This is a genomic window from Lentzea sp. NEAU-D7, assembly GCF_026242055.1.
Taxonomy (GTDB): domain Bacteria; phylum Actinomycetota; class Actinomycetes; order Mycobacteriales; family Pseudonocardiaceae; genus Lentzea.
In genome coordinates this window covers 79,804-100,225 of the sequence record NZ_JAPJDL010000019.1, presented here as the reverse complement: position 1 = coordinate 100,225, position 20,422 = coordinate 79,804, and the positions used below count along the sequence as shown (strand labels likewise).

The window sequence follows — 20,422 nt, the reverse complement described above, 5'->3', positions numbered from 1 at the left end:
GTCAGTGGGCGTCCTCGTGGTGCAACGAGGGCGCCCGGCCTTCCAGCCCTCGTTCGACGGCCTTCAGCACCGCGCGGTTCGTGCGCAGCGTGGCGTCGTGGGCGAAGTGACCGAGCAACACCTGCTGCGTCGGGTGCGGGAGCACCGGGTCCGGCACCGGCGCGCACGTGTGCACCTCCACCACCGGCGCTCCCTCTGCGAGAAGGTGCCGCACGGCATTGAGGACGCTCACGCGATAACTGTCGTGCACCCACGCCACCAGCAGGTTCACCAGGTGGCCGTCGAGCTCGTACTCGACCTCCGACGCGAGCTTGGCGGGCTCGGCCCAGTCGGCCCTCACCCACGTCGGCCGATGGCCCCTCGAGATCGACGCCCTCGCGGCCCGTCCTGGGCCGTCGTCGGCCATCAGCGGCTGCGTGCGCGACGGCAGCACCACCCGCCATCCGCGTGCCACGAGTTGGCCCGCGCAACCGGTCAGCATGCCTGTGCCTCCGAGCACCAGCGCCGTTCTCACCGAGCACGCTCCTCCCCGACCGAGGCGAGCGGTCCCGAGAGCCACCGCTCCACCTGCCCCTGCCCGCGCAGCCGCACGACCACCACGTCGTCGACCAGGGCGAGCACCCTGGCCCGGTTGCGCCGGAAGCTCTTCCAGCCCCAGCGCAGGATGTGCCCGGGGTCGGTGAACGCCGACCACAGCGACGACTCCCGATTACCGTTCCACAACTCCACGCCTGCCGCGCGACGTCTGATCGTGCGACCCACCAGCCGTCCCATCACGACCGGGAACCGGTGGTCGAGCCACACCACCGTGTCCGCCCTGGCGAGCAGCACCGGCCGCGCCGCCTTGTACTGGTACTCGGTGACCCAGTGGTCCTCCTGCGCGAACGCGGCGACCTCCGCGAAGAACTGCGGGCGCGGCGTCCACTGTGGACCCCAGTAGAGGCTGTCCAGCTCGACCCGCCGCAGCGCGTGCTGCTCGGCGATGCGCCGGCAGAGCGTCGACTTGCCGGATCCGGCGTTGCCGGCGACGAGGATGCGCCGGGGCACGTGCGGCAGCGGATCAGCTGGTCCGAGCAACGGCATCGGGTCAGGCTAGCGAAAACCCCATGATCACGACACGTGTGCGGAGCGGCCCTGGAAAAGCCCGAAGGGCCCCCGGAACTCCGGAGGCCCTTCGGGGTGGGACAAAGTCAGAGAGCGGTGACGTTCGTCGCCTGCGGGCCCTTCTGGCCCTGCGTGATGTCGAACGAGACCTTCTGGTTCTCCTCGAGGCTGCGGTAGCCGCCGCCGTTGAGGGCCGAGTAGTGGACGAAGACGTCAGCGCCGCCGTCCTCGGGGGCGATGAAGCCGAAGCCCTTTTCAGCGTTGAACCACTTGACGGTGCCGTTTGCCATGTACTGCTTCTCCTTGATTACTGAAGAGCGAGCCGCACTGTGCAGCCGCTCCGTGGTTGGTCATGAGCCTTGCCCCAACCGTGAAGAAGGAGAAGCGCTCGCAACTGAAGTTTGGCGAGCGTGAAAGACACGAACACGAAACTGCAACCAACGAAGAACTATACCCCAACTCAGCCGCGTTTGCGCTGAGGTACCGCGAACCGCTGCTGCATGAGCGAGATGCGGAGGACGAGGAAGCACGCGAGCCCGCCCGCGCCGATCGCGCACAGCGTCGACAGAGTGGAGAACACCACGTAGAAGGGGGTGTCGAGCAGCAGCGACTCGACCACGTCGCTCAGCACCATCGCGAGGAACGCGTACTGCCAGGGCCTGATCAACGGGCTCGCCACGCGCTGGGCGAACGGCACCTCGCGCTGCGCCGGGTCGCTGGCCTTCCACACCTGCGAGACCGTCCGCACCCCGTGCAGCGCGATCGCCTCGGCGTTGTGGGTCACACCGCGGAACCACATGACGGACGCCACACCCGCGGGCACCATCAGCATGATGGCGAGGAAGCTCCACGTCGACGAGCCGCCCCGCCAGTCGTTGATCGTGCCCCAGATCGACTCGGCGACGACCAGCGCGATCAGGCCCGTGCTGACGTAACCGGTGACCCGGACGTCCTTCAGGTCGATGTAGGTGTCCAACGCAACTCTCCCCGAACGCGGCGAACTGCGCGGCACACTACCGTCCGAAACCGCAGCCCAGCTCCGTGAAGGTCGCGATCTTCTCGGCCGCCCGCACGACGACCTCGTCTATGCCGTCGAGCACCACCCGTTCACCGACGCGGCGGGCGGACACCAGCGGCACGTCGGCCTTGCCGCACTGCTCGGCGATCGACGTGAACGCCCGTGCGGCGGCCAGCGGCGCGACCAGGGGCTCGCCGGTCTGCCGGTGCCGGATGAGGTTCTCCAGCAGGTCGGCCGGCGGCGCCACGGCCATGCGGTGGTCGTTGACCGTCAGCCTGTCGTCGTCGTACCACCAGACCGCTTGCCCGAGCGTTCCGTGCACCAGGACGACCGGTGGCAACGATGTCGTGGCACAGAGCGTGGTGGCGACTACGACCGGTGGCGCACCATCAGCCGTGACTCGGACACAGGCAGTGTCGTCCGCACTGATCGTGTCGCGGCACCGGTACAGCTCCAGCTCGACGGTGATGTCAGCGCGTTCCTCGACATCGGCGAGCAGCAGCGCGTTCTGCAGGGCGTGCGCGAACGGGTTGACGAGCGTTCCGTCCTCGCCCTGCCGCCCCGCCCACTCGGAGCGCTCGTAGTAGGAGTCCGAGCGCACCCAGCGCCCGGCGGCGCCGATGCCCGTGATGTCGCCCAGCGCGCCGGAGCCGATCAACGAGCAGAGCCGCCGGTACGAGCCGGTGCCCTGCGTCTGGAAACCGACCTGGCACACCAGGCCCCGTTCCAGCGCCTTCGCGGAGATCTCGTCGAAGTCGGCCACCGACAGCACCGCCGGCTTCTCGACGAGCACGTCGCAGCCCAGTTCGAACGCCGTCAGCACGAGGTCGCGGTGGGTCGAGGGCGGCGAGGAGACCACGACGACCTCGGGGTGGAGCTCGGCGGCCAGCGACGGCAGGTCGGGGTAGGACGGCACCGGCACGTCGACGTCCGCCACGTCGACCACCCCGACGAACGTGGCGAGCCCGTCGTGGCCGAGCCGGACCAGGTTCGCCACGTGCCGCGCCCCGTGTCCCCGAGCACCGACCAGCGCAACACGCATCGCGATCACCCTTCTCGGGCGGACTCCGCCACCAACGCGGCCACCAGCATCAGGCGAGGTGCCGGTAATTTCAATGCGCCGCGCCAACCAAGACTCGTTTGCGACAGCATCCCGGTACCAACGGCATCCGAAGCGTCAACACAGCCACCCGAACGGGCAATGGCGCCGGGAGCACGGTGACCGCTATCGGAGGTCGATGAGGTCGGCGACGCGGACCGCCTGCCCCGTCTCGAAGCTGCGGTTGGCGGCGAACCCGGTCAGCAGGGAGAGCACGCCGTCGCGGTGCGTCGCCTTGCGACCCAGCGGGTCCCGCTGTCCTGGAGGTCCGTACAGCGCGTCGACCATGCGCTGGTCCGCGCCGCCGTGCCCGTCCCTGTCGTACTGCAGCGGGATGTTCTCGCGTTCGGCGAACAGCCGTTGCACCGAGACCTTCGCCCATCCCCGTTCGGGGCTGGCGCTGACGCCGTGCACCGAAGGGTCCTGGCCCGACACCCAGGAGTTCTCCACGACCTCCAGTTCGAGCCGGCCTTTGCTGCCGTTGACCATCAGCCGGTAGCCCTCCCACGGCGAGTAGGCCGTGAGGTGGTAGGTCAGGTTCGCGCCGCTGGCGTAGCGGACGAGCACCGCCATGTCGTCCTCAATGGACACACCGGGCTCGAACGGGTTCTGGTCGCGGCGATAGCCGTCCTCGTGCCGTGCGTCGACGTAGAGCTTCTTGAGCCAGGCGTTCCGCTCAAGCTCGATGTCGAACCTGTCGTCGTGGGTGTAACCGTGGCGCTCGCCGTTCTCCTTGCCGTAGAAGAACAACCGTCCTTGCGCGTACACGGTTTCGGGAACCGAGCCGACCCACCAGTTGAGCAGGTCGAAGTGATGGGTCGCCTTGTGGACCATGAGACCGCCGGAGTTGGCCTTGTCGCGATGCCAGCGGCGGAAGTAGTCGGCGCCGTGCCGGGTGTCCAGCAGCCATTCGAAGTGGACGGACCCGATCTCGCCGACGGCGCCGTCCGCGAGCAGCGCGCGCACCTTCTCGTGGATCGGGTTGTAGCGGTAGTTGAAGGTGATGGTGACGCTGCCTTCGTTGCGGTGCACCGCGTCCAGGATCTTGCCGGCCGACGGGACGTCCGTCGTCATCGGCTTCTCCGTCACGACGTCACGACCGGCGTCCAACGCCTCGACGATGTACGTGTCGTGGAAACGGTCGACGGTGGTCACCACCACCACGTCGACCCGTTGCTCGTCGAGCATCTTCAGGAAGTCTTCGGCGTCGTAGACGGGGACCGGCTCGACCCCCTGTTCCGCGAGGCGGTCGTTGTGGACGTTCATCCTGGTCCGGTTCACGTCGGCGAACGCCACGAGCTCGCAGGTGCCGGCGTGCTCGACCGCGATGGCGTGAACGTGCCGCTCCGCCCGCGAGCCCGTGCCGACCACCGCGTACCGCCTGCGCGCCATCCCCAGCCTCCCCTGCAAACGTTTTCTCCACGCTAGCGGCACCGGCCACGACCTCGTCAAGATGAGGACATGCCGACTCCTGTGGTGCTCGACTGCGACCCCGGCCACGACGACGCGATCGCGATCCTGCTCGCGGCCGGCTCACCCGAGATCGACCTGCGCGCGATCACCACCGTGGCCGCGAACCAGACGCTGGACAAGGTCACCGCGAACGCCCGGCGGATCTGCTCCGCCGCGGGCATCTCGGTGCCGATCGCGCGCGGGTGCGCACAACCGCTGGTGCGACCGCTGCACGTGGCGGAGGACATCCACGGGGAGTCCGGAATGGACGGCCCGGCGCCCGGCCCGCTGACCGTCGGCGTGGTCGAAGAACACGCGATCGACGTGATGCACGCCCACATGCCGGCGACGCTGGTGGCCACCGGCGCGCTGACGAACGTGGCGATGTACCTGCGGCGGTACGGGCCTGCCGCGGTGCGCGAGATCGTGCTCATGGGCGGGTCGACCGAGCGCGGCAACACCACGCCGTACGCGGAGTTCAACATCCACGTCGACCCGGAGGCGGCCGCGATCGTCTTCGGCAGCGGCGTGCCGATCACGATGGTCGGCCTGAACGTGACGCACCAGGCGTTGGTGACGCCGGAAATCGTGGCTCAGTTGAACGCGCTGGGGCCGCTCGGGCGGACGTGCGGGGAGCTGATGACGTTCTTCGCGGCGACCTACCGCGACGTGTTCGGGTTCGCGGCACCACCGCTGCACGACCCGGTGGCGGTGGCGCGGGTGATCGACCCGACGCTGGTGACGTGCGTCGAGGCGTTCGTGGGAATCGAGACCGCGGGGACGTTCACCCGCGGCGCGACGGTCGTGGACCTGCACGGCAGGCTCGGCCGGGAGCCGAACGCGCGGGTGGCCGTCGGGCTCGACGTGGACCGGTTCTTCCCACTGGTGGTCGATGCCGTGTCCCGGCTCACGCAACAGCGTTGACGGCCGGGCGATGACAAGCCCAGGGGGACTTCCTTGGGGGAAATCATGACCAATCCTGTTTTCGATCCGCAGCAGTCCGCGGACACCACCGTGCAGCAGCGGGACAGCGTGCCCGCCGGGCCGGAGTTCGAGGTGTACACGCCTCCCGCGTTCGCGCCGCCACTGCAGCAGCAGCCCGTCGCGCCGGCACCCGTGGCGCCGAAGCCGAAGAAGACCGGCATCGTCGTGTTGTCGTTGTTCGTCGTGCTGCTGTTCGGCGCCGGTGCCGCGTTCGGCGTGCTCTTCTTCCAGGAGAAGGACCGCTCCGCCGACCTGTCGAAGCAGGTCGAGGGCAAGGACCGCGAGATCACGGACCTCACCAAGAAGGCCGAGAACAGCGCGGAGGACACCGACCGGGCGGTGGCCGCGCAGAAGAAGGCCGAGGCCGACGCGGTGAGCTCGCAGAAGTGCAGGGACGCGGCGAAGGAGATCAAGTCCGCGCTCGTCGCCAACGACGAGACGAAGGGCGAGGCGGCGATCAAGAGCCTGCTCGTCGAGTGCTGATCTCCGGCTGAGACGGAACGGGGCGGCGACTCATCCGAGTCGCCGCCCCGTTCGTCCAGATCAGGAACCGGCCTTGTCGCCGAGCCTGGCCCACTGGCTCCAGCCCGCCTTCTCCTTGTAGAAGCGGCGGATCAGCTCGCCGTCGTCGGTGCGGGCGAAGACCTCGACGGTCTTCGTCTGCGCGTGGTACATCGCGGTCGGCGTCCCGGAGACCTTGGTGGTGCCGAGCTTGGCCCACGGGGACCAGCCGCCGTCGGTCGCGCGGGAGTGCTCGACGACGCCGCCCTCACCGAGCTGCACGACGTCGATGGACCCGGTCGTGGAGTTGAAGACCGCCGACGGCGCGCCGGTGCCCTTGCCGCCCAACGACTTCCAGACGCCCGCCGCGTACTGCTCGACGCTGCCGGACTCGGTGCGCACGAAGACCTGGTCGACGGCGACGCTGGGGTCGCTGACGATCTTCTTGTCACCCTGGTCCGCCCAGGTGGTGCCATCCCACTTCACGAGCTTGCCGTCGGCGGAACGCGCGTAGACGTCCTTGTCGGCGACGGCGGGGTTGCCCTCGATCTTGCGGTCGCCGACCGGCGCCCACCTGTCGGTGAAGCGGAGCAGGAGGCCGTCCGCGCCGCGGGCGAGGACCTCGACGGCCTTGGTCTTGTCGTTCCAGAACAGCGTCGGCTCGCCCGCGACGGCCGTGTCGCCGAGCGCGAGCCACTTGCCGTCGACGCGGCGGTAGATCTTGTCGTCCGTGCCGCGCGCGAACACCTCGACGAGCTTGGTCTGCGGGTTCATCAGCGCGACCGGGTCGCCGGCGAAGAGCTCGGGGCCGAGCTGCTGCCAGCCGTTCCAGCGGCTCGACTTGTGGAAGTTCATGGCGATCGTGCCGTCGGTGTCGCGCGTGAAGATCTCGAGCCGCTGCTGGCCGGTGTTCGAGATCTGCGGGCCGGCGCTGACGACGAGCTTGTCCGTCACCGGCGTCTCGCTGGTGGTGCCGCCACCGCCACCGGCTTCGAGGATGTTGTTGTAACGCAGGGGCACGTACCGGCGAGCCGTGCTGGCGCTCCACACGCGCTGCACCGGCCTGCTGCCGTCCGGCCCGGCCTGCTCGCGCACGATGGGCCGCGTCTTGGCCGCGTCCGCCCAGCCGATGAACAGCGCGACGTGGTTCTCGCGGTCGTTGAGCGCGTCGCCGGGACGGAGGTCCTCCCAGTCGATGCGGTGCGCGACCTGCTCGAGGATGTGCGTGGTGTAGGAGATGCGCAGGCCCCAGGCCATCGAGACGAAGCCGGAGCAGTCGGTGCGGTAGGCGCCGTACTTGTTGCCGAAGCAGTCGCTCTGGCTGTAGGGCACGCGGGCGCTGATCCACGTCCGGGAGCGGGCCAGGACCTCGCTGCGCGTGATCTTCGAGTTGGCCTCGTACGTTCCGCAGACCACCCCGCCCTCGGCAGCGGCGACCGCGACGTCCGGCATGGCCAGCGTCGAGCCGAACGTGATGGCCGCCGCGGCGACCGCCAACATCCCCCACGATCTCATGCCGGTCACCGTAGCAAGACGATGTGAAGTTTTGGTCCGGTCGAACGTCCCATCTTCCGGCCCCTCCTGGCTTTTCGGCGCCGCGCAAACGGTCAACGGTGAACGCGCGGCTGGGCCCGTGTGGACGATCGTCACGCTTCGTCGTGCACGCTCAGATACCGGCGCGGCACGTACAGTTCCGCCCCGGTCTCATAGGGATAGGTGAGGACGCGCAAACGCGTGCTGCGCCCACCGGCCTGCTCGTAGGCCCAGTACCGTCCCGGCTCCTCCGCCCACGCCGCGAAGATCACCACGTGCCGCGTCAGGTTCGTGCCGTCCGCGCGGATGACGACGTCGCCCGCCCGCAGTTCGTGCGCGGGGATCAGGCCGCTCACCAGGACGAGGCCTGGGGTGTCGAAGCCGCCGTGCCGGTCCTCCGGTTTGCCGGGCAGCCCCCACGCCATGGACACGAAGCCCGAGCAGTCGGCGCGGTAGATGCCGTGTTCGTTCTGGTGGAACCTCTTCTGGCTGTACGGGACCGAGTCACGCAGCCATGAGCACGCACGCTCCACGATCTCGGAACGGCGGATCAGGCGGCCGGCGACACGTGCGGTGATCACGCGGCCATGGTCGGGACAGGATCTCTAAATTCCCTGCAAACTCTCTACAAGGTCGGCGTCGCTGATCTCGGCGGTGACCCAGGCGAGCGGGTAGCTCAGTTCGATCGTGTCGACCTCCCTGGTCAGCCGCACACCGGGCAGCACCTTGCGCACGAGCGCGAGCATCGCGCGGTTGTCGGGCAGGACGTTGCCGTGCAGTTCGGCGACGCCCATCCGGGCCGCGATCGACGTCAGCTCCTCCAGCAGGAGACGGCCGACGCCGCGGCGCTGCCACAGGTCGATCACGGCGACGGCGATCTCCGCGCCGCACTCGCCGGTCTTGATGACCCTCGCGATGCCGATCGGATCACCGCCGACCGTCGCGCACACGGCCGCGTGCCGTTCGCCGTCCACGTCGGTCAGCACCCGGCGCGCGGACGCGGTCAGCCGAGGCGTCGGCGAGTGGAACCGCAGGTAGCGGCTTCGCGCGGACAGTCCTTCGAACACCGCGTCGACAGCTTCCGGCGCGGTGTCGCGGTTGAGCTCGGTGACGCGCATGAGGATCGACCCCTCTGAGTTCGGAATCCGAACTGTAGCTGAGTTCGAAAATCGAACGCAAGGGATATCCTTGTCCCATGCCGTACTCGAGTTTCGCGAGCATGCCCTGCACGCTGAGCCGCCCAGCGGCGCTGCTGGGCGAGCGCTGGACGCTGCTGCTGCTCCGCCAGATCTTCCTGGGCACCCGCCGGTTCGAGGACTTCCAGGCGACGATGGACATCTCGCGAAGCGTCCTGACCGACCGGCTGAACGTGTTGCTGCAGGAGAACGTGCTCAAGCGCGTGCCCTATCACGAGGATGGCCGCACACGGCACGAGTACCGCCTCACGGAGAAGGGGCGCGACCTCTACCCCGTGCTGATGGCGCTGCGGACGTGGGGCGAGAAGTGGATGGCTCCAGAAGAAGAGGAGTCGTTCCACCTGCACCACCGCGACTGCGGCGGAGGCGTGCGGGCGAAGGTCGAGTGCACTGAGTGCGCCGCCGAGCTGACCGCGCGCGACGTGCAGGTGACGGCCAAGCAGTGAACTTGTACTGACAACTGCCGAAGCCCGGGTGAACACCAGGCCGCAACCGTTGCTGAAGACGTTTGCAGGCCGCAAGTCTGCCTGTCATGACAAGAGCTGCTCTTGCGGTACTCCTGCCCCTCCTGCTGGTGACCCCGGCCGCGGTCGCGGCGCCGGCGAAGACGCCCAAGGTGCTCGTGATCGGGCTCGACGGCGCCCGCTACGACAAGCTGATCAACGGTGACACCCCCAACATCAAGGCGCTGCTGAACCGCGGTTACGGCGCCCGCAGCGCGCTGTACGGGTCAGGCATGGCCCAGACCTCCAGCGGCCCCGGCTGGTCGACGGTCCTCACCGGCGTCTGGCCGGACAAGCACAAGGTCAAGGACAACTCGTTCGCCGGCAACGCCCTCACGTCCTACCCGAGCTGGCTGGAGCGCGCGAACACCGCGAACCCGGCCCTCTCGACGTACGCGGCGGTGGACTGGAAGCCGATCAGCGACCAGGTCCTGCGCTCCGGCCAGGACCGCAAGTACGTCCTCGACGGCGACACGGCGGGCTACACCGGCTCGGACGAGAAGATCACCGTCGACGCTGAGCAGCACCTGCGGACCGATGCCGCCGACGCGTCGTTCGTCTACCTCGGCCAGATCGACATCGCTGGCCACAACAGCGGTGCCGACTCCTCCCAGTACGCCGCGGCGATGCGCACCAACGACGCGCAGATCGGCCGTCTGGTCAAGGCGATCGAGTCGCGGCCGTCGTACGCGTCCGAGGACTGGCTGATCATGATCACCACCGACCACGGCCACACGGCGGCGGGTGGCCACGGCGGTGACTCGCCCGAGGAGCGGATGACGTTCGTGATCTCCACGGGCCCGGCGCGCCCCGCCGTGGCACCGAAGCTGGTCGACGTGGCGGCGTCGGCGTTGCGGCACCTCAACGTCCCGGCGTCGCTCGACGGCCACGCGCTGGGCACCGCGCCGGTCGACCCGTTCGACTCGGTGACGCTGAAGCCGCGGCAGGACGAGACCGGTGTGCCCGCCTCGGTCCTCGGCTGGACGCACCAGGGTCCGGCGGGCTGGTCGGTGACCACCGCCTCGTCGATGCCGCAGGGCGTCGCGGAGTGGCAGGGCTGGTCGTTCACCACCGACGACTTCTGGACCCGCACCGCTCCCTCTCAGTGGCGTGAGGCGAACGTGCGCGCACGCGGCGTCTTCGCGGTCGCCGACCCCGACGAGTGGGACGACAAGGGTTCGCCGTCCGCGCTCGGCAAGTTCGACTCGACGCTGACCTCGCCCGCCTACGACGTGACGGGCAGGGCGAGCGTGAAGCTCGACTACTTCTCGCACTACCGGCAGGAGGGCACCCAGCGCGGCACGGTCAGCGTGTCGTTCGACGGCGGCCCGGCGCAGGTCGTCCGCACCCACGACGCGGACGGTATCGCGCAGCAGGTCTCGCTGACCGTGACCGTCCCCGCGGGCGCCCGCACGGCCCGCGTCTCCTGGCGCCTCTTCGACGCCGGCAACAACTGGTACTGGGCGGTCGACGCCCCGCGCGTCTCGTAGTCAGGCGAAGGCGCGCTTCAGGGTGCGCAGGACCGGAGCCGTCTCCAGCTCCCCCACCCCGCCGAGGACTCCGACGCGCTCGGTCTGGTAGCGGTGGAGATCGCCGCTGCCGCGACAGGTCACGCCGGCGACCAGGTTCGCCGGGCCTGTCGTGGCAGCGGCGAAGCACACCTCGGGATGGGTGGCCAGGGCGGCTCCGGCTGCGGCGAGGTGCCGCGGCTGCACGCGCATCCACAGCCTGGCCTGCGTGGCGAAGCCGAACCGGACCGGGTCGGCGTCCAGCTGCAGCTCCAGCACCCCGGTTCTCCTGAGGTGCTCGACGCGCCTCCGGGCGGTCGACTCGGAGGCGCCGGCCCGAGCGGCGAGCTCGGCAAAACCCGCGCGGCCGTCGGCTTCGAGAGCGGCGAGGAGCTGCTCGTCGAGAGGCGTGAGTTCGGTCGGTGGCTCCAGTGCGAACTCCGGCCGCAGCGCCGCCACTCCTTCCTCGGTGAGGCACGCGTGGACATGGCGCCGACCGCGATCGAGATCGCCCGCACGCGCGGTGAGGGCGTCGAGTGGGTCGTCGGCTCCACGTTCACGGGTGAGTTCGGCACGGTGCTGGCGAGTGCGTCGTTCCACTGCCTGCCACCGGACGAACGTCCCGGTCTCCTGGTGGCGCTGCGGGACGTGGTCGTCCTGAGCGGCGTCGACGGCGTGCCCGAGCTGCCGGTGTGGGTGGTGGAAGCTACCGCAGCGAGTCGAGGTGCCGGCGCAGCAACGACACCGTGAGCTCCGGCGTCATCCGGTCCGGGTGCAGCACCCCGTCGACGGTGAGGCCGTTGAGCAGCGACGCGAGCCGCTCGGACTCCAGGCCGAGGTCGTGCGAGGCCTCGACGGTCCCGGCCTCGGCCATCACCGTCAGCACGCGGCGGCACAGCATGCGCAGGCCGTCGTAAAGCCGTTCGGCGTGCGGCACGAGCGACGGCCGGGTGCGCGCGGCGGTGACGAAGGCCAGCCACAGCACGGCTTCGTCGCGGCGGCGGTCGTCGAGCGGGAGCACCTCGGAGAGCACGCGTTCAGCCGGCCGGCGCGGGTCACCGCGGTCCTGCAACGCCTGCACCTGGGCGAGGACACGCTGGTCCGTCGAGTGGATGAGGGCCTCGACGGCGAAGATGATCATGTCGTCGTGGCTGTCGAAGTAGTGGCGGATCGAGCCGATCGCGAGGCCCGCCTCCACCGCGACGTTGCGCAGCGAGGCCTGTTCGACGCCGTCGCGCACCACCACGCGGAACACCGCCTCCGCGACGGCTTGGCGGCGTGCGGCGGGATCCACGACTCTCGGTGACACCTCCATTTTCTAGCATGACCCTGCTAGTTTAAGTAGCAGGGTCATGCTACTTAGGGGGAAGCAATGACGTATCTGCTGATCGCGGCCGGTGTGCTGTACGTGCTCGTGCGCCGTTTCAGGGGAGAACCGCTCAACGCCAGAGACCTGCTGGCGCCGCCCGCGTTCCTGCTGTTCTTCGGCATCCGCGCGGTCGACGAGTTCCACCTGGCCTACCTGCTCCCGCTCGCCGCCGGCTTCGCGTTCGGCGCGCTCCGGGGGATGACGATCAGGCTGTTCGAGCGCGACGGCCACCTGTGGCAGCGGTACACGCCGTGGACCTTGCTCGTGTGGGTGGCGTCGATCGGCGCGAGCTTCGGCTTCGTGGCGCTGCTCGACCACCACGCGCCGACGCAGCTCTCCATCGGCGTGAGCATGCTCGGCGAGCTGTGCGCCGTGGGCGCGAAAGCGTTGACCAGTGGCCTGCCGTTCGCGCCGGAACGGGTGTCCAATGGCGGGCATGGAACGTCGTGACTTCCTCGTGGGTGCAGGGCTGCTCGCCGTCGCGCCGACCGCGTCGTCCGCCGCGCGGGAAGTGGACTGGTCCGCCGTGCGCCGCGAGTTCCGGCTGGACCCGGGCCTCACCAACCTGGGGCTGTTCTACCTCGCGTCGAACCCGCGCGAGGTGCGCGACGCGGTCGAGGAGTTCAAGCGCCGGCTCGACGCGAACTCGCACGACCTGATGCCCGAGCAGGCGCAGGAGGTCGCCGTCGCGCTCGGGCAGTACGTCGGTGGCGCGGCGGACGACATCGCGTTCGTGCCGAACACGACCATGGGGCTCTCGATCGTCTACGGCGGGCTGAAGCTGCGTTCGGACCAGGAGCTGCTGCTCAGCGACCAGGACCACGCGTGGCACCAGCAGGCGGCGAGGCTCGCGGCGGGGCGGATGGGTGCGAGGGTCCGGATCGGCACGCTCTACGAGAACCCGGCGAAGGCCACCGAGGACGAGATCGCGACCCGGCTGCGGAACTCGATCACGCCGCGGACCCGTGCCGTCGGCATCACGTGGGTGCAGTCGAGCACGGGTCTGCGCATGCCTGTGCGAGCTTGCGCGCAGGTCGTGGCCGAGGCGAACAAGGGCCGCAAACAGGAAGACCGCTGTCTCCTCGTCGTAGACGGCGTGCACGGACTGGCGGCCGTGCACGACGATGCGGCGCGCATGGGTGCGGACGTGTTCGTTTCCGGTACGCACAAGTGGTTGTTCGGGCCGCGTGGCACCGGCATGGTGTGGGTGAATCCCGAGGTGCGCGGCGAGATCGTGCCGATGCTGCCGAGCCTGAGCGACCGCAGCGAGACCGCGTTGCTCGGCCCCGGCGGCTTCCACGCGTTCGAGCAGTACTTCGGAGTGCAGGCGGCGGTGCGGTTCCACCAACGCCTCGGCCGCGACCGCGTGGCGTCCCGGATCGCCGAGCTGTCCGGGCGTTTCTCCGACGGGCTGGCCGAGGTCCCCGGCGTCGTCGTGCACACTCCACGCGACCCGGCGACGTCCGCGGGCATGGTGTGCTTCGACGTCACCGGCCACACGGGTCCCCAGGTCGTGGAACTGCTGGCGCGCAAGCAGATCCAGATCACGACGGCGTCCTACCGGATCCCGTACGCACGAGTCGGCACGTCGATCCTCAACACCCCGGACGAGATCGACCGGACGGTGCGGGAGATCAGCGCCCTGGCTCGGTGATGCGGGGCAGCTCGGCCGTTCCCGGCGGTTCGAACTGCACGCTGGTGTTCTCCATCCTCACCTGTGGCTGGTTCATCGCGTCGTGCGCGAACCACCCTCCTCCGAGAACGAGCACGAGCAACCCCGCCGCGATGAACGGCGTGGTCGGGATCCGCTTCTCCTGGTCTTCCTGGCGCGGCAGGGGAACCTCGACGGTGGACTGCTCGGCGGGTTCTGGTTCCAGCTGCCTGGCTTCGAGATAGGCACCCGTCGCGGCCGCACCGTCCGGGGCCCTCATCACCGGGATGCGCAGCCGTTCCGTGATCTCCCTCGCCACCAGGGGGATCCGCGAAGACCCGCCCACGAGCAGGATGACGTCCGGCAGGCACAGCCCCGCACTGCCCGCCACGCGTTCCAGCGCGTCGATCGCCATCTCAACCGACGGCCGGATGATCGCCTCGAACTCCAATCGGCTCAGCCGGACCTCGCGCACCTCACCGTTCGTCGCGACATAGGGAATCCGCACCTCCGGATAGCTGCCGAGCAGCTCCTTCGCCTCGACGCAGCTCCGCACGAGCTCACGGCTGTGCGTGCCGATCTTCGCGATCACGTGCTCCGCCACGAGCTCGTCCAGGTCGAAGCCGCCGACCTCGACCCGTTCCGGCTGCCCGGCCAGCAACAGCACGCCTTGCTTGCGCAGCAGCGTGACGTCACATCCGGTGGCACCGAAGTCGAACACCGCCACCGTGCTGTGTTCGGGCATCTGCACGTCGGCGTCGAACGCGATGGCGGCGGCGTGCGGCGCGGGCACGAACAACACGTCCGCGCGCCCCTCGTTGATGAGGTCCTGGCGCAACTGCTCAAGGTGCTCGTGCGGCCAGCACAGGGGATGCGTCATGGCGACGCGGCTAGGCGGCTCCCCGTGCCGATGCGTGAAATCGTCCAGGACGCACGCGACTTCCCCTGCCTGCGCCTGCTGCCGGCGACTGCTGGTCGTGACGCCACTGCTGGTGGCGACGGTGGTGCCTGCGGATCCGAGATCGAGCCCAACCTGGTACGACATTGCGGGTCACCCCTCACTGCGGACACCCACAACACGTACGTCCCAGCTCGCGCGGTTCAGTTCTTCTCGCCGCCGTTGTGAAGCCGGGGCATCAGCGCGTCCAGTCGCGCTCACCTCGGCGAGGAGGTCGACGCCCCAGACGCACAACGAGTTCCGCTGTCCTGGATCATCGGCCGACCAGTTGCCTCGCGAGCTGATCGGCCTGGTCCGCGGTGAACCGGCCGGTGATCTGCGTGGTGCCACCGGTGATGGGCGACTGGATGCTGGGCGCGCTGAGCACCCGTCCGTTGATCAGGATGGCGACCTGGTTCCCCACGTTGGCGGTCGTGAAGTCGCTCCAGGTGCGTGCGCCCCCGTCGTCGAACTCGACCGTCACCACGTGGCCGCCGCCGTACTCGCTGGGGCTGGCCTTGGCCTTGACGACGCGGTCACCGTCGAGGAAGACCGGGCCGAGGTCGTACTTGGCCCCTTCGGCGTCGCAGGTCACCAGCGGGGCGGCCGCGTCGTCGTTGCCGACGAGCGGATCCGGGGCGGCGCAGTCCAGCGTGCCGAGCGCCAGCTCGCGGACGGTGGCGTCCGGGCTCTGCCGGGTCGCCCGCACCGTCTGGACGGCCGGGTCGCCGGCCTCGCTGCGGGGCACGGGGTGACCGGATGACGGGGAGGGCGTCGGGGCGGACCCCGGCGTGACGCTCTCGACCTTGCGGAAGGTCAGCTTGCCCGTGAGCCACGCTTCCTGCTTCGGCTCACCCTGCGGGGTGGGCGTGCAGGCGGCGATGGCGAGGAGCAGCAGCACCACGGCAAGGATCTTCATACCGTTGACATACCACGCGGCCACCGCCCGGATCTGGCGAATCACAGCGCCATCAGCCGTTCCGCCGCGACTCTCGCACCGTCCGCACGCACCTGCACGGCGTTCTTGGCTGCCTGCTCGGACAGCGAGGGAGATGATTCCCCGGCTTTCACCACGACAGCCCGCCCGAGCACTCGGCTCGGACGGGCTGCTTCGCGTTGTGGCCCTAGTGGGCGGCGTCGTCCCAGGAACGACCCACGCCGACCGAGACCTCCAGCGGCACCAGGAGCTGGTAGGCGTTGCCCATCTGGTCGCGCACGAGCGCCTCGACGGCCTCGCGCTCGCCCTCGGCGACCTCCAGCACCAGTTCGTCGTGGACCTGCAGCAGCATCCGCGAGCGCAGGCCGGACGACTCCAGCGCGCGGTAGACGCCCAGCATGGCCACCTTGATGATGTCCGCGGCGCTGCCCTGGATCGGCGCGTTGAGAGCCATGCGCTCGGCCATCTCGCGGCGCTGGCGGTTGTCCGACGTCAGGTCCGGCAGGTAGCGGCGACGGCCGAGCACCGTCTCGGTGTAGCCGTCCTTGCGGGCCTTCTCCACGATCTCGTTGAGGTAGTCGCGCACGCCGCCGAAGCGGGAGAAGTACGCCTCCATCTGCTCGCGGGCCTCTTCGGTCGGGATGCGCAGCTGCTGCGACAGACCGAACACCGACAGGCCGTACGCGAGGCCGTACGACATCGCCTTGATGCGGCGGCGCATCTCCCCCGTCACCTCGGAGGTGGGGATCGAGAACGCCTGCGAGGCCACGTAGGTGTGCAGGTCCTCGCCGCTGTTGAACGCCGCGATCAGGCCCTCGTCGCCGGACAGCGTCGCCATGATCCGCATCTCGATCTGGCTGTAGTCCGCAGTCATCAGCTCCGCGTAGCCCTCGCCGACGACGAACGCTTGGCGGATGCGGCGGCCCTCGTCCGTGCGGATCGGGATGTTCTGCAGGTTCGGGTCCGTCGAGGACAGCCGGCCGGTGGCCGCGATCGTCTGGTGGAACGTCGTGTGGATGCGGCCGTCGTCGGCCACCGACTTCAGCAGGCCGTCCACAGTGGACTTCAGGCGCGTGACGTCGCGGTGCGAGAGCAGATGCTGCAGGAACGGGTGCTCGGTCTGCTCGAACAGGTTCTGCAGCGCGTCCGCGTCCGTGGTGTAGCCGGTCTTGGTCTTCTTCGTCTTCGGCATGTTCAGCTCGTCGAAGAGCACCGTCTGCAGCTGCTTCGGGCTGCCGAGGTTGATCTCCTTGCCGATGACCGAGTACGCGTCCTGCGCCGCCTGCTTCACGCCGGCGGCGAAGTGCGCCTCCAGCTCCGAGAGGTGGTCGACGTCGATCGCGATGCCGATGGCCTCGACCTCGTCGAGCACGTTCATCAGCGGCAGCTCGAGGTTCGCGAGCAGGTCGGCGCCGCCGATCGTGACCAGTTCCTCGTCGAGGCGGTCGGCGAGCTCGGCGACGGCACGCGCGCGCAGGATCGTGCTGGTGGCGACCTTCTGGGCTTCCTCGGACTCGTCGGAGAGCAGCGACAGCTGACCGTCCCCGGACTCCTCGGCCCGCAGTTCGCGCTTGAGGTAGCGCAGCGCCAGGTCGTCCAGGGCGAACGACCGCTGGCCGGGACGCACCAGGTAGGCGGCCAGCGCCGTGTCGGAGGACAGGCCGCGCAGCTTCCACCCGCGGGCGCGCACGCGCCGCAACGGCAGCTTCAGGTCGTGGCCCGCCTTGGACACCGACTCGTCGGCCAGCCACGCGGCGAGCGCCTGCTCGTCGGCCTCGTTCAGCTCCTCGACGGCGACGTACCCGCCCTCGCCGGTGGCGGTGCACAGCGCGACGCCCTCCAGGTCGGTGGTGATGCGCAGCGCGACGCCGACCCGCGTCTTGCGGGCGTTCTGGTCGAGCCACTTCGCGAGCGTGCCCGCGGGGATCGCGCCGCCGGAGACCTCGAAACCCTCCTCGGCCTCGGGCTCCGCGGTGGACAGCGTCTGGAACAGACGGTCGCGCAGGACGCGGAACTCCAGCTCGTCGAACAGGCGGTGCACCGCGTCGCGGTCCCACTGCTGCACCTCGAGCCCGTCGATCGTGTACGGCAGCTCGACGTCCTTGATCAGCTCGGTGAGCTGGCGGTTCATGATGATGTTCGCCAGGTTGCCGCGCAGGGCCTCGCCGACCTTGCCCGGCACCTCGTCGATGCGGTCGACGAGCTCGTTGAGGCCGCCGAACTGGTTGAGCAGCTTGATGATCGTCTTGGGGCCGACACCGGGGGTGTTCGGCAGGTTGTCCGACGAGTCGCCGCGCACCGCCGCGTAGTCCGCGTACTGGTCGGGCCGCACACCGTGCTTCTCCTCGACGTAGGCCGGGGTGAAGCGGCCCATCTCCGAGACGCCCTTGACCGGGTACAGCACCGTGACCTTGTCGTTGACCAGCTGGAACGCGTCGCGGTCGCCGGTGACGATCTCCACCTCGACGCCCTGCTCCACGGCCTGCGTGGTCAGCGTCGCGATGATGTCGTCCGCCTCGTAGTTCTCCTTCTCCATGGTGGGGATGCGGAGCGTGGCCAGCACGTCCTGGATGAGGGAGACCTGGCTGCGGAACTCGTCCGGCGTCTTGGAGCGACCGGCCTTGTACTCGGGGTACTGCTCGGAGCGGAACGTCTTGCGCGAGACGTCGAACGCCACCGCGACGTGCGTCGGCTTCTCGTCCCGCAGGATGTTGATCAACATGGACGTGAACCCGTACACGGCGTTCGTGACCTGGCCCGTCTTCGTCACGAAGTTCTCGGCGGGCAGGGCGTAGAACGCTCGGTAGGCCATCGAGTGACCGTCGATGAGCAGGAGCCGCTTCACGTCTGAGGTAGTCACGGGCCCGAGTCTAGGGTGGGGGTCTGACAGTTTTGCTTGAGCCCTTGGAGCACGTGTGACCCCCGACCTGCCTATCGAGTTCGCCGACGAGCAACTGCACGTCCGCATGGGCATCGAAATCACCCAATGGGATGTGCAGGAGATGATCGGCACCATGCCGGTCAAGGGCAACCGGCAGCCGTTCGGCCTGCTGCACGGCGGCGCGAACGCGGTCCTCGCCGAACAGCTGGGCTCCGTCGCGTCCGCGATGCACGCCTCCCAGTTCGACTGCATCGCCGTCGGGCTCGAGCTGTCCTGCACCCATCACCGAGCGGCGCGCGAGGGCACCGTCACCGGCGTGGCGCGCCCGATCCACCTGGGCCGCAGCACCACGACGTACGAGATCGTCGTGACCGACGACGAGGGCAAGCGCACCTGCACCGCCCGCCTCACGTGCCTCATCCGCCCGAAGCCTCCCGGCGCCTAGTACTGGGGTAAACCACACCCCTGTTGTGCGGTCAGCCCCAGTGTGCGACCAAGATCAGCGCGACATCGTTGGCCGCATGACCCTCACGACTCGACTGACAGCAGCAGTCCTGTGCGGCGCGGTGGTCGCGGCCTCGGTCCCGGCCACCGCCTCGGCCCGCCCGGTCCGCGGCAGCCTCCTCGACGTCGTCCCGGTGTCCACGATGGACACCAACCAGCTGGTCACATACCTGGGGGACCACGCCTTGGACGCCTCGCGCGTCCGCTTCGCCGTGGACGCGAAGCGCATCACCTACCGCACCGTCGACGCGTTCGGGAAACCGACGACGGCGAGCGCCCTGATCGCCCTGCCGCGCAACGAGGACAGAACGCCCCGGCAGGTCACCTGGCTGCACGGCACCACCGGCTACCGGGGCTCCGTGGCGTCGGTGGCGGACGGCAACGACAGAGCCGCCACCTACCTCTTCGCCGCCGCCGGCTACCTCACCACGGCTCCGGACTACCTGGGCCTGGGCACGGGCCCCGGCCACCACCCGTACGTCGACGCCCCGTCGACCGTCACCGCCTCGGTGGACGCCCTGCGCGCCACCCGCGAGTTCGCCGCCCGCCGAGGCCTCCGCCCCGACCCGCGCGTCATGATCACCGGCCACTCGCAGGGCGGCCACGCCGCCATGGCGCTGGGGCAGGCCCTGCACCGCGGCGCCGACCCGCGGCTGGAAGTGGGCGCTCTCGCCCCGATCGGCGGTCCGTTCAAGCCGAGCCTGCTCGTGGCCAGGGCGATGAACGACGAGATCGCCAACGGCGTGGCGTACATGGCGTACTGGACGGTGGCCTGGAACCGCCTGCACCACCTCTACGACGACCCCGCCGAGGCCTTCCGCGACCCGTCGGTCGAGGCGCTCTTCGACGGCGACCACCGCAACGAGGAGATCTTCCGGCACCTGCCGGCGACCATGGCCGAACTGCTGACCGAGTCCTACCTGGAGCGCGTCAAGCACCCGTCGGGCGTCCTGCGCGCGAAGCTCCGCGAGGCCGACGGCTACTGCGACTGGCGCCCCGCGGTCCCGGTGACGATCTACTCCTCGGCGGGGGACCGCGACACGCTGCTCGAGACCTCCGCCTACTGCGACCAGCGCCTGAAGCGGCACCACGCCCGCAGCACGCTCGTCGACCTGGGCGCGGACGTGAACCACGGCAGGGCCGCCAAGCTGGCCCTGCCCCGGATCCTGGCCGACTTCGACCGCTCGTAGAACGACAGCGGGGCGGAGGGAAAGTCCCTCCGCCCCGCTCCCGCAAAACCGAACC

General features: G+C 69.5%; 24 protein-coding genes. 9 read left to right on the top strand and 15 right to left on the bottom strand.

The window, feature by feature from the left end:
• Position 1 precedes the first annotated feature (1 nt).
• The 6 genes from ORI60_RS32150 to ORI60_RS32125 form a co-directional block, all read right to left on the bottom strand.
• Positions 2-514, bottom strand: coding sequence for a hypothetical protein (locus tag ORI60_RS32150; protein WP_266041757.1), 513 nt, complete (start codon positions 512-514; stop codon positions 2-4).
• Positions 511-1,083 carry an AAA family ATPase gene (locus ORI60_RS32145; protein WP_266041756.1) on the bottom strand — a complete coding sequence of 191 codons (573 nt, stop codon included), beginning with the start codon at positions 1,081-1,083 and terminating at the stop codon, positions 511-513. Before ORI60_RS32145 ends, ORI60_RS32150 begins: the two co-directional genes overlap by 4 nt.
• Positions 1,084-1,190: 107 nt before the next feature.
• Positions 1,191-1,394, bottom strand: a complete 204-nt coding sequence (locus ORI60_RS32140) for a cold-shock protein (RefSeq protein WP_030476842.1) — start codon at positions 1,392-1,394, stop codon at positions 1,191-1,193.
• Positions 1,395-1,564: 170 nt separating this feature from the next.
• Positions 1,565-2,080 (bottom strand): hypothetical protein, encoded by a 516-nt coding sequence (locus ORI60_RS32135; protein ID WP_266041755.1) that lies wholly within the window; start codon positions 2,078-2,080, stop codon positions 1,565-1,567.
• A 37-nt stretch (positions 2,081-2,117) separates the two neighbouring features.
• A complete protein-coding gene (locus tag ORI60_RS32130; protein ID WP_266041754.1) occupies positions 2,118-3,164 on the bottom strand; it encodes a Gfo/Idh/MocA family protein in 1,047 nt (348 codons plus the stop codon).
• A gap of 183 nt (positions 3,165-3,347) precedes the next feature.
• A complete protein-coding gene (locus ORI60_RS32125) occupies positions 3,348-4,613 on the bottom strand; it encodes a Gfo/Idh/MocA family protein (protein WP_266041753.1) in 1,266 nt (421 codons plus the stop codon).
• 69 nt (positions 4,614-4,682) lie between these two features.
• Between ORI60_RS32125 and ORI60_RS32120 the strand changes: the two genes are divergently transcribed.
• Both ORI60_RS32120 and ORI60_RS32115 read left to right on the top strand, forming a co-directional pair.
• A complete protein-coding gene (locus ORI60_RS32120; protein WP_266041752.1) occupies positions 4,683-5,597 on the top strand; it encodes a nucleoside hydrolase in 915 nt (304 codons plus the stop codon).
• Between the two features lie 45 nt (positions 5,598-5,642).
• On the top strand, positions 5,643-6,140 hold the full coding sequence (locus ORI60_RS32115; RefSeq protein ID WP_266041751.1) for a hypothetical protein: 498 nt from the start codon (positions 5,643-5,645) through the stop codon (positions 6,138-6,140).
• Positions 6,141-6,200: 60 nt separating this feature from the next.
• On the opposite strand, the gene ORI60_RS32110 is transcribed toward ORI60_RS32115, so the two are convergent.
• The 3 genes from ORI60_RS32110 to ORI60_RS32100 all read right to left on the bottom strand — a co-directional run bounded on the left by ORI60_RS32110 (position 6,201) and on the right by ORI60_RS32100 (position 8,809).
• Positions 6,201-7,673 carry a hypothetical protein gene (locus ORI60_RS32110; RefSeq protein WP_266041750.1) on the bottom strand — a complete coding sequence of 491 codons (1,473 nt, stop codon included), beginning with the start codon at positions 7,671-7,673 and terminating at the stop codon, positions 6,201-6,203.
• 131 nt (positions 7,674-7,804) lie between these two features.
• The gene (locus ORI60_RS32105; protein WP_266041749.1) at positions 7,805-8,272 is read right to left on the bottom strand and encodes a hypothetical protein; all 468 of its coding nucleotides are present in this window, start codon (positions 8,270-8,272) and stop codon (positions 7,805-7,807) included.
• A gap of 24 nt (positions 8,273-8,296) precedes the next feature.
• Positions 8,297-8,809 (bottom strand): GNAT family N-acetyltransferase, encoded by a 513-nt coding sequence (locus ORI60_RS32100; protein WP_266041748.1) that lies wholly within the window; start codon positions 8,807-8,809, stop codon positions 8,297-8,299.
• Between the two features lie 77 nt (positions 8,810-8,886).
• Between ORI60_RS32100 and ORI60_RS32095 the strand changes: the two genes are divergently transcribed.
• Both ORI60_RS32095 and ORI60_RS32090 read left to right on the top strand, forming a co-directional pair.
• Complete coding sequence (locus ORI60_RS32095; protein ID WP_266041747.1) at positions 8,887-9,333, top strand: winged helix-turn-helix transcriptional regulator; 447 nt, start codon at positions 8,887-8,889, stop codon at positions 9,331-9,333.
• A gap of 86 nt (positions 9,334-9,419) precedes the next feature.
• Complete coding sequence (locus tag ORI60_RS32090) at positions 9,420-10,880, top strand: alkaline phosphatase family protein (protein WP_266041746.1); 1,461 nt, start codon at positions 9,420-9,422, stop codon at positions 10,878-10,880.
• Here the strand turns inward: ORI60_RS32090 and ORI60_RS32085 are convergent, their stop codons facing one another.
• The gene (locus tag ORI60_RS32085) at positions 10,881-11,357 is read right to left on the bottom strand and encodes an Lrp/AsnC family transcriptional regulator (RefSeq protein WP_266041745.1); all 477 of its coding nucleotides are present in this window, start codon (positions 11,355-11,357) and stop codon (positions 10,881-10,883) included.
• Between the two features lie 21 nt (positions 11,358-11,378).
• On the opposite strand from ORI60_RS32085, the gene ORI60_RS32080 reads away from it, so the two are divergent.
• Positions 11,379-11,648 (top strand): class I SAM-dependent methyltransferase, encoded by a 270-nt coding sequence (locus ORI60_RS32080; protein ID WP_266041744.1) that lies wholly within the window; start codon positions 11,379-11,381, stop codon positions 11,646-11,648.
• Here ORI60_RS32080 and ORI60_RS32075 read toward each other — a convergent pair.
• Complete coding sequence (locus tag ORI60_RS32075) at positions 11,605-12,207, bottom strand: TetR/AcrR family transcriptional regulator (RefSeq protein WP_266041743.1); 603 nt, start codon at positions 12,205-12,207, stop codon at positions 11,605-11,607. The genes ORI60_RS32080 and ORI60_RS32075 overlap by 44 nt on opposite strands.
• Before the next feature lie 63 nt (positions 12,208-12,270).
• On the opposite strand from ORI60_RS32075, the gene ORI60_RS32070 reads away from it, so the two are divergent.
• Positions 12,271-12,717, top strand: a complete 447-nt coding sequence (locus ORI60_RS32070) for a DUF1453 domain-containing protein (RefSeq protein WP_266041742.1) — start codon at positions 12,271-12,273, stop codon at positions 12,715-12,717.
• Positions 12,704-13,921: an aminotransferase class V-fold PLP-dependent enzyme gene (locus ORI60_RS32065; RefSeq protein WP_266041741.1), complete on the top strand. Its 1,218-nt coding sequence runs from the start codon at positions 12,704-12,706 to the stop codon at positions 13,919-13,921. The genes ORI60_RS32070 and ORI60_RS32065 overlap by 14 nt, the downstream gene beginning before the upstream one ends.
• Here the strand turns inward: ORI60_RS32065 and ORI60_RS32060 are convergent.
• The 4 genes from ORI60_RS32060 to polA form a co-directional block, all read right to left on the bottom strand.
• Positions 13,902-14,798: an Hsp70 family protein gene (locus ORI60_RS32060; protein ID WP_266041740.1), complete on the bottom strand. Its 897-nt coding sequence runs from the start codon at positions 14,796-14,798 to the stop codon at positions 13,902-13,904. The genes ORI60_RS32065 and ORI60_RS32060 overlap by 20 nt on opposite strands.
• 331 nt (positions 14,799-15,129) lie before the next feature.
• The gene (locus ORI60_RS32055) at positions 15,130-15,774 is read right to left on the bottom strand and encodes a SecDF P1 head subdomain-containing protein (protein ID WP_266041739.1); all 645 of its coding nucleotides are present in this window, start codon (positions 15,772-15,774) and stop codon (positions 15,130-15,132) included.
• A 41-nt stretch (positions 15,775-15,815) separates the two neighbouring features.
• The gene (locus ORI60_RS32050; RefSeq protein WP_266041738.1) at positions 15,816-15,947 is read right to left on the bottom strand and encodes a hypothetical protein; all 132 of its coding nucleotides are present in this window, start codon (positions 15,945-15,947) and stop codon (positions 15,816-15,818) included.
• 32 nt (positions 15,948-15,979) lie between these two features.
• On the bottom strand, positions 15,980-18,760 hold the full coding sequence (polA, locus tag ORI60_RS32045; protein ID WP_416234528.1) for a DNA polymerase I: 2,781 nt from the start codon (positions 18,758-18,760) through the stop codon (positions 15,980-15,982).
• Here polA and ORI60_RS32040 point away from each other — a divergent pair.
• Complete coding sequence (locus ORI60_RS32040) at positions 18,759-19,118, top strand: hotdog fold thioesterase (protein WP_266041867.1); 360 nt, start codon at positions 18,759-18,761, stop codon at positions 19,116-19,118. The genes polA and ORI60_RS32040 overlap by 2 nt on opposite strands.
• A gap of 76 nt (positions 19,119-19,194) precedes the next feature.
• Entirely contained in the window at positions 19,195-20,367 is a 1,173-nt protein-coding gene (locus ORI60_RS32035; protein ID WP_266041736.1) for a lipase family protein, read from the top strand.
• Positions 20,368-20,422: the final 55 nt, after the last annotated feature.